Source organism: Gryllotalpicola sp. CP2-P1 (assembly GCF_057512245.1).
The window spans coordinates 1-7,096 of the sequence record NZ_JBLRDT010000131.1 but is presented as its reverse complement, the minus strand read 5'-3'; the positions used below and the strand labels follow the sequence as shown (position 1 = coordinate 7,096).

Genomic DNA, 7,096 nt, shown 5'->3' with positions numbered 1-7,096 from the left:
CCTAGACCCCTATGAGGACCCGAGGGATGCTGCCGTCCGCGAGGTCTTCGAAGAGACGGGCTACCGCGCAGAGCTCGGCGAGCTGCTCGGCATCGACTCGCACATCGTGCCGGCCGAGCAGCGGTTCAGCGGAGCCACCGAGCCGTTGCAGGCGTTGCGCATCGTCTATCGCGCTCGGGTGGTCGGGGGCGAGCTCACCAATGAGCTCGACGGGTCGACCGACGAGGCGGCATGGTTCGACCTCGACGAGGTGCGAGCGCTGAAGCGCGTCGGTCTCGTCGAGGTCGGACTGCGGTTCGCGGGGATCGAGCTCTAGGACTCGGTGGTCGCGTCGGGGTCATCGGCGACCCACAGCTCGTCGTCGGTGCGGAAGGTCTGCCAGACGGCGTAGGCGACGCCTGCGAGAGCCGCGACGCCGACGGCGATGCCGATGTAGGTGCCGATGCCGCTCTTCTTCTTCTTGGGCAGGGGCGCCTTGCCGGTCACCTTCGAGGTGGTGTCCTTCAGGCGGCTCACCGCCGCTTTGACGCGCTTGTCGTTCGCGACGTCGGCGACCGAGAGCACGGTGCCGAGCGCCGAGCCGAGCACGGGGACGATCGTGTGGTTGACCACGTCTTCCGCCTTGGCTGCGGCGGGCACGACGTAGTTGGTGTAGCCCTCGCGCACTCGCGGGTAGAGCTGCTCACGCGTCAGGTGCTGGGCCTGCTTGCCCGCCTCCTGCGCGACGGACGAGGCGTGCGCCAGCACGTCCTGCTGGTGCGCGAGCAACTGCTGCGCCTCCGCCTTGAGCTTGTCGAGTTCCTTGAGGCGCTTCTTCGAAAGCGAAAGAGACGTACTCACCGGGCTTACCTCCCACGGGGTTGGTTACGGGGTGCGCGAAGCTGCAACCCATCTTGCCACCTGCCTTGTATATGACCACCAGGGCATTGACCCAAACCGATCGATGACACACCCTGTGGAAGAATTGCTGGCATGTCGATTCACACCGCCGTGGCCACCATTCACACCAATTACGGCGACATCGTCGTCAACCTGTTCGGGAACCACGCGCCGAAGACCGTGAAGAACTTCGTCGGCCTTGCGACTGGTGAGCAGGAGTGGGCGAACCCGGCCACCGGCGAGCGCTCGAACGAGCCGCTCTACAAGGGCGTGGTGTTCCACCGCGTCATCCCCGGCTTCATGATCCAGGGCGGCGATCCGCTCGGCACCGGCACCGGCGGCCCCGGCTACCAGTTCGACGACGAGATCCACCCCGAGCTCGCCTTCACGAAGCCCTACCTGCTGGCGATGGCCAACGCCGGCAAGCAGATGGGCCGCGGCACCAACGGCTCGCAGTTCTTCATCACGACCGACCAGACCACCTGGCTCACGGGCAAACACACCATCTTCGGCGAGGTCGCCGACGACGCCTCGCGCGCCGTGGTCGACAAGATCTCGGCGGTGCCGACAGACGGCCGCGACCGCCCGCTCGACGACGTGGTCATCGAGTCGATCGACATCGCGAACGTCTAGCACCGGCCCGATCACGAGGGGGAATCAGCAGTGAGCTACGACGGTTCCCCGGGCGCGGGCGTCTGCTACCGGCATCCGGATCGCCAGAGCTACGTGCTCTGCCAGCGCTGCGGGCGCACCATCTGCGGTGAGTGCCAGACGCCGGCGCCCGTCGGCGTCATCTGCCCCGAGTGCATGCGCGAGGCGCGGGCGAGCATGCCGCGCACGCGCCCTGAGGCGATCAGGCGCATCGGATTCCTCAGCCGCAGCGGCCAGCCGGTGATGACCTACGCCCTGATGGCGCTGTGCGTGCTGGTCTTCATCTTCCAGTCGATTCCGGGCATCGGCTCGCACGTCACCCAGGCGCTGCTCTATGCGGGCGGCTACTCGTACCCTGCGAGCGCGGGCGGCAGCTTCCAGCCGTGGCGGCTGCTGACGAGCGTCTTCGCCCACGGCGGCCTGCTGCACATCGCGCTGAACATGTACACGCTGTGGGTGTTCGGCCAGATCCTCGAGCCGATGATCGGCAGGTGGCGCTACCTCACGCTCTTCCTGATCAGCGGTGTCGCCGGCTCGGTGGGCATGCTGTACCTCGCGCCGAACCAGGGCGCCGTCGGCGCCTCCGGTGCGATCTTCGGCATGTTCGGCGCGCTCGTGGTGATTCAGCGGAAGCTCGGCGGTCCGATCCGGCAGCTGATCGTGCTGATCATCATCAACCTGGCGATCGGCATCGTGCCGATCTTCGGCTCCAACATCGCCTGGCAGGCCCACGTCGGCGGGCTCGTCGGCGGTCTGCTCACGGGGCTCGTGCTGACCGAGACCCGGAAGCGCTCGCAGTTCCCGCTTCAGGTGATCCTGCTCATCGTGCTGGCCGCGCTGGTCGTGCTGGCGGGCATCAGCCCGGTCTTCCGCTACTAGCCGCCGCAGTTATTAAGACGCTCTCCACAGCTGTGGAGAAGCGCCGAGTTATCCACAGTCTTAATAACACTGGGGATAATTACAGCCCTGTAATTATCCCCAGTGTGATGAGTGTGTGGACGGATCGAGCTACTTCCACCTCGTCGTCATCAGGAACCCAACGAAGGCGATCGCGAAGCCGATCAGGATGTTCCACGAGTTCAGGCCCGGGATCGGCAGAGTCGCGCCGCTCAGGTAGAACACGATGATCCACAGCAGGCCGACGATCATGAATCCGATCATCAGCGGCTTGTACCAGACGGGGTTCCCCGCGTGTTCGCGTGCGGCAGCTCGCTCTTCGGGCGTGAGCTTGCTACGGGTCTTTGAGGCCATAGCCAGAGAGTTTACTGGGCCGCGCGGTTAGACTCACCCGCGTGAGCCGAGCCGATGCCGAGAATGTGGAGCCGCGGAATCGGCGGCATCGCGTCTCGCTGATCGGCGTGGCCGGCGAGCTTCTGCTCACGGCCGGGGTTCTGGTGCTGCTCTTCATCGGGTGGCAGAACGTGTTCAACAGCTGGGTGCTGAACGGGCAGCAGAACGGCGCGGCGGCCCAGCTCGGCAGGCAGTGGCTCGACGAGTCGGCGTCACCGTCGGGGGGCGGCTCGAGCTCCGGCGGCGGCAGCGCCACCCAGACATCCGTCGGGCCTGCGGCGAACATCCCTGTGGAAAAGAGCGCGCCCGCCAACCAGCAGCCGATCGCCGTGATGTACGTGCCGCGCTTCGGAACGGACTGGAAGCGCACGGTGCGCGAGGGCACCGGCCTCGATGTGCTGAACAGCTCGACCGCAGGGGTCGGGCACTACGCGTCGACGGCCATGCCGGGCGCCGTCGGCAACTTCGCGGTGGCCGCGCACGACACCGGCTACGGCAGCACCTTCCTGCACATGCAGAACCTGCGGCTCGGCGACAAGATCTACGTGCAGACCAAGGACGGCTTCTACACCTACGCGTTCCGCAACTACCAGTACGTGCAGCCGAACGAGGTCGCGGTGCTCGACCCGGTTCCCCGCGAGCAGAGCGCCCAGGCATCCGATCGCATCCTCACCATGACGACCTGCAACCCGCCGTATCACACCGTCGAGCGGCTCATCTCGTACGCCGTGCTCGAGTCGTTCTCGAAGACGCCGCCCGCCGCAATCGCCTCGGTGGTGGGGTAGCGGTGTACGCGGCGCTGTGGCGGGTGCTTCCGGGCCCCTGGTGGGTGCGGCTGCTGATCGTGCTCGTGCTACTCGCGGCCGTGCTGTTCGTGCTCTTCGAGTGGGTGTTCCCCTGGGTCGACGGCATCGTCGACCAGAACCAGCAGGGTACGGTGGGCACGTGACCCGGGTGCTCGTCATCGACAACTACGACAGCTTCGTCTACACGCTGAACGGCTACCTGCAGGAGCTCGGCGCCGAGACGGTCGTCGTGCGCAATGACGTGTTCGATGCGGCGGATGCCGCGGCCGAACTGGCCGGCTTCGACGCCGTGCTCGTCTCGCCCGGGCCCGGCGCTCCGGCCGACGCGGGGGTGTCGATCGCGATGGTGCGCGCCGCACTCGCCACCGGCACGCCGCTGCTCGGGGTGTGCCTCGGGCACCAGGCCATCGCCGAGGCGTTCGGTGCCGTCGTCACGAACGCCGAAGAGCTGATGCACGGCAAGACGTCCCTCGTCAGCCACGACGACGACCCGTTCTGGGCGGGGGTGCGGCAGCCGTTCACGGCCACGCGCTACCACTCGCTGGCAGTCGTCGCCGGCACCGTTCCGCCCGAGCTCGTCGTGACGGCGCGCACCGAGGCGACCGAGCGCGCACAGGGCGGCGTCATCATGGGGCTGAAGCACGCGAGCGCGCCGATCTGGGGAGTCCAGTTCCACCCCGAATCCGTGCTCACCGAGGACGGCTACCGGATGCTCGGCAACTGGCTCGAGGCGGCCGGGCTCGAGGGCGCCCGCGAGCGCGCCGAGCGGCTCGACCCGCTGCTCAAAGCGTCGGCCTGAGTAGCGGCGCCGCGCCGACGCGAGCGGGGCTGACCAGTCGTCAGCCGTTTCCGAGGCAGTACGAGATCGTGATCTTCGCGCCCTGCGGCTGATCGCCGACGATCGACTGCTTCGACACGGGAGTGCCGGGCTGCACGGCGCAGCTCTGGTCGCCCTGGGGCGGCTGCACGTCGAGGCCGAGCCCGGTCAGGATCGTCTGCGCTTCCTGCACGGGCTTCGTCGTGACATCGGGCACCTGCACCAGGCCGTTCGACTCGATGAGGTTGACGGTGTCGCCCTTGTGGGCGTCGGCATCGCCGGCGGGGTCGGTCGACAGCACGGTGCCGGCGGGGTTGTCCTGATCGTCCTGCTGATGGACGTAGCCCACGGTGAAGCCGGCGTCGGTCAGCTTCTGCTGGGCATCCTTGTCGCTCATGCCGACCACGTCGGGCACCTTGATCGTCGGCGCCCCGGTCGACACCCAGACGGTGACCTGGGTGTTCCGGTTCGTCACGAACCCGGCGGAGGGGTCGGTGCGGGTGACGGCGCCCTTGGGCACGTCGGGGGATGCCTCGTACTCGACGACGATCTTGAGGTGCGCCGCCGTGATGGCGTGCTGCGCCTGGGAGAGGCTGTCGTTCTCGACCGAGGGCACCTTCGTCGACGACGCGCTGATCACGTCGCTCGGGTTGTGCTCGAACACCCAGATGAGCAGACCGGCGAGCACCGACATGACGAGGATGACCCCCGCGATGATCCACAGCGCCGGGGGCCGGCTCTGCGTGCGGGGCAGGGCCGTGTCGTCGGCGAGCTGGCGGATGGTCGCCTCGGCCTTCGAGACCTGCACGGGCGAGGGGCCGAAGAGCGCGTCCGAGCGCTCGGGGTGCTTCGGCGCGCGCGGCACCTTGCCCTGCGCCGCCGTTTCGAGGTCGGCGCGGAACTCCGCCGCGGTCTGGTAGCGCTCGAAGCGGTCCTTCTGGAGCGCCTTGCGCATCACCACGTCGAGTGCGGGCGAGACGCGGGGGTTGATGCTCGAGGGCTTCGCGGGGATCTCGCTGATGTGCTGGTACGCGACGGCGACGGGCGTCTCGCCCTGGAAGGGGGTGCGGCCCGTGAGCATCTCGAAGAGGACGACACCCGTCGAGTACAGATCGGTGCGGGCATCCACCTGCTCGCCCTTGGCCTGCTCAGGCGAGAAGTAGTTGGCCGTGCCGAGGATCGCCGTGGTCGCCGACAGCGAGGCCGACGTCTCGGTGATCGCGCGGGCGATGCCGAAGTCCATGACCTTGACCTGACCCTGCCGGGTAATCATGACGTTGGCGGGCTTGATGTCGCGGTGGACGACGCCGGCGCGATGCGAGTACTCGAGGGCGGTGAGGATGCCTTCGGTGATGCGGATCGCGTGCACGGGATCGATCTGCCCGCGCGAGACCAGCTCGTCGAGGGGCGCGCCGTCGACGTACTCCATGATGATGAAGGGGGCCTGCACCTCGTTGCCGTTCGCGTCGCGCACGGTGTCTTCCCCGGCGTCGAAGACGCGCACGATGGTGGGGTGCGCCATGCGGGCGGCGGCCTGCGCCTCTTGCCGGAAGCGCGTGCGGAACGCCGGGTCGGTGGCGAGCTGAGGCTTGAGCAGCTTGATGGCCACCGTGCGGCCGAGGCGGCTGTCGACGCCCTTGTGCACGTCGGACATGCCGCCGCGGCCGAGGAGTTCGCCGACCTGGTAGCGGCCGGCGATCACTCGCCTGGTGTCGGGGCTCACGGCCAGTTCCTCGGTGCTCATTTGGCGATCAGGTTAGCAACCTTCGGTTGGGGCGCGGCTGTGCTCACCGGGTGCCGCTGCCTTGGGTTGCGGAAGAGCCGCGCCCACCTGCGCCATCGGCACCGTCGGGCGATGTGCTGGTCGGAGTCGGGCTGGAGATCGATGAGATCGGCACGGACTTGGCCGGCGACTGTGTCGACCAGTTCGTGTTCGCGCACTGGATCGCGTAGGTGACGGTGACCGTCGATCCCGCGTTGTCATTGGCTGCGGTCCACTGTGCGGTCGGGGTCGAGCCGTCGACCTGCTGCACCTGCGTGCCGTTCACGTAGAGCCTGCGGCCGGTGAGAGTTTGGCCCGACGGGCACGAGTCACTGCCGAACGCAAAAGTGATCTGGGTGCCCGGCGGGATCGGCGTCGTGGTGGGGCTCTGAAGTGTCGGAGCGCTCGCCGGGGCGCTGGGGGCGACCAGATCGCCGTAGACGTACAGCGTCACCGGCATGTCGAACGGCACGCGCTGGACAGGGTCGATGTCGTAGACCTGGCCAATCTGGCTCGGGTCCGTGGCGTGCTTCGTCGTGTCGGCTTTGACGTTCGCCCACCCGTTGCTCTGAAGCTTCTGCGTCGCCTGGTCCTGCGTGAGGCCGATGTAGTCGTTGCGGTCGATGAGGCCGCTGTCGGTGGTCGGCGTCGAGGTCTCGGTCGGCGTCTCGGCCGGCGTCGTGTGCGTCGCCGCGGGCGAGGTGGTGTGCGGGGCCGCCGAGTTGCCGCCGCCGAGGAAGTTCACGAGCGACCACACCAGCGCGCCGACGAGCAGGGCGATGAGCACGATCAGCGGGATGGTCCACGGGCTGCGCTTCTTCGTCTGGCGCGCGGCCTCCGCCCGATTCGCGGGCGTGGCCGATGTCGCGAGCGCGCCAGCGGCCGGGTAGA

9 protein-coding genes and 1 pseudogene are annotated in these 7,096 nt (G+C 68.0%); 6 read left to right on the top strand and 4 right to left on the bottom strand.

Translation table 11 applies throughout. From position 1 onward, the window contains the following. The coding region (locus tag ACM2XV_RS10605) for an NUDIX hydrolase (protein WP_487026904.1) at positions 1-316 on the top strand (316 nt) is incomplete at its 5' end. Here the strand turns inward: ACM2XV_RS10605 and ACM2XV_RS10600 are convergent. Further along, positions 313-840 carry a DNA helicase gene (locus tag ACM2XV_RS10600; protein WP_487026903.1) on the bottom strand — a complete coding sequence of 176 codons (528 nt, stop codon included), beginning with the start codon at positions 838-840 and terminating at the stop codon, positions 313-315. The genes ACM2XV_RS10605 and ACM2XV_RS10600 overlap by 4 nt on opposite strands. Before the next feature lie 132 nt (positions 841-972). On the opposite strand from ACM2XV_RS10600, the gene ACM2XV_RS10595 reads away from it, so the two are divergent. Both ACM2XV_RS10595 and ACM2XV_RS10590 read left to right on the top strand, forming a co-directional pair. Beyond that, positions 973-1,512 (top strand): peptidylprolyl isomerase, encoded by a 540-nt coding sequence (locus ACM2XV_RS10595; protein WP_344775860.1) that lies wholly within the window; start codon positions 973-975, stop codon positions 1,510-1,512. Between the two features lie 30 nt (positions 1,513-1,542). Then, entirely contained in the window at positions 1,543-2,409 is an 867-nt protein-coding gene (locus ACM2XV_RS10590) for a rhomboid family intramembrane serine protease (RefSeq protein WP_487026902.1), read from the top strand. Positions 2,410-2,538: 129 nt separating this feature from the next. Here ACM2XV_RS10590 and ACM2XV_RS10585 read toward each other — a convergent pair whose 3' ends face one another. Next, entirely contained in the window at positions 2,539-2,781 is a 243-nt protein-coding gene (locus ACM2XV_RS10585) for a cell division protein CrgA (RefSeq protein ID WP_344775856.1), read from the bottom strand. A gap of 41 nt (positions 2,782-2,822) precedes the next feature. Between ACM2XV_RS10585 and ACM2XV_RS10580 the strand changes: the two genes are divergently transcribed. Genes ACM2XV_RS10580 through ACM2XV_RS10570 form a run of 3 tightly spaced genes read left to right on the top strand, consistent with a single transcriptional unit; the run spans position 2,823 to position 4,425 of the window. Then, positions 2,823-3,605, top strand: coding sequence for a class E sortase (locus tag ACM2XV_RS10580; RefSeq protein ID WP_487026901.1), 783 nt, complete (start codon positions 2,823-2,825; stop codon positions 3,603-3,605). Between the two features lie 2 nt (positions 3,606-3,607). Continuing rightward, positions 3,608-3,769, top strand: a complete 162-nt coding sequence (locus ACM2XV_RS10575; protein ID WP_344775852.1) for a hypothetical protein — start codon at positions 3,608-3,610, stop codon at positions 3,767-3,769. After that, complete coding sequence (locus ACM2XV_RS10570) at positions 3,766-4,425, top strand: anthranilate synthase component II (RefSeq protein WP_487026900.1); 660 nt, start codon at positions 3,766-3,768, stop codon at positions 4,423-4,425. The genes ACM2XV_RS10575 and ACM2XV_RS10570 overlap by 4 nt, the downstream gene beginning before the upstream one ends. 40 nt (positions 4,426-4,465) lie before the next feature. Here ACM2XV_RS10570 and pknB read toward each other — a convergent pair whose 3' ends face one another. Both pknB and ACM2XV_RS10560 read right to left on the bottom strand, forming a co-directional pair. After that, positions 4,466-6,187 carry a Stk1 family PASTA domain-containing Ser/Thr kinase gene (gene pknB, locus ACM2XV_RS10565; RefSeq protein ID WP_487026899.1) on the bottom strand — a complete coding sequence of 574 codons (1,722 nt, stop codon included), beginning with the start codon at positions 6,185-6,187 and terminating at the stop codon, positions 4,466-4,468. A gap of 43 nt (positions 6,188-6,230) precedes the next feature. Beyond that, a pseudogene (locus ACM2XV_RS10560) lies at positions 6,231-7,096 on the bottom strand (hypothetical protein); the annotation flags it as partial.

Bases quoted from the DNA above. Each gene is read 5' to 3' on its own strand.
- ACM2XV_RS10595 (WP_344775860.1), top strand. From the start codon at position 973: ATGTCGATTCACACCGCCGTGGCCACCATTCACACCAATTACGGCGAC.
- ACM2XV_RS10585 (WP_344775856.1), bottom strand. From the start codon at position 2,781: ATGGCCTCAAAGACCCGTAGCAAGCTCACGCCCGAAGAGCGAGCTGCC.
- pknB (WP_487026899.1), bottom strand. From the start codon at position 6,187: ATGAGCACCGAGGAACTGGCCGTGAGCCCCGACACCAGGCGAGTGATC.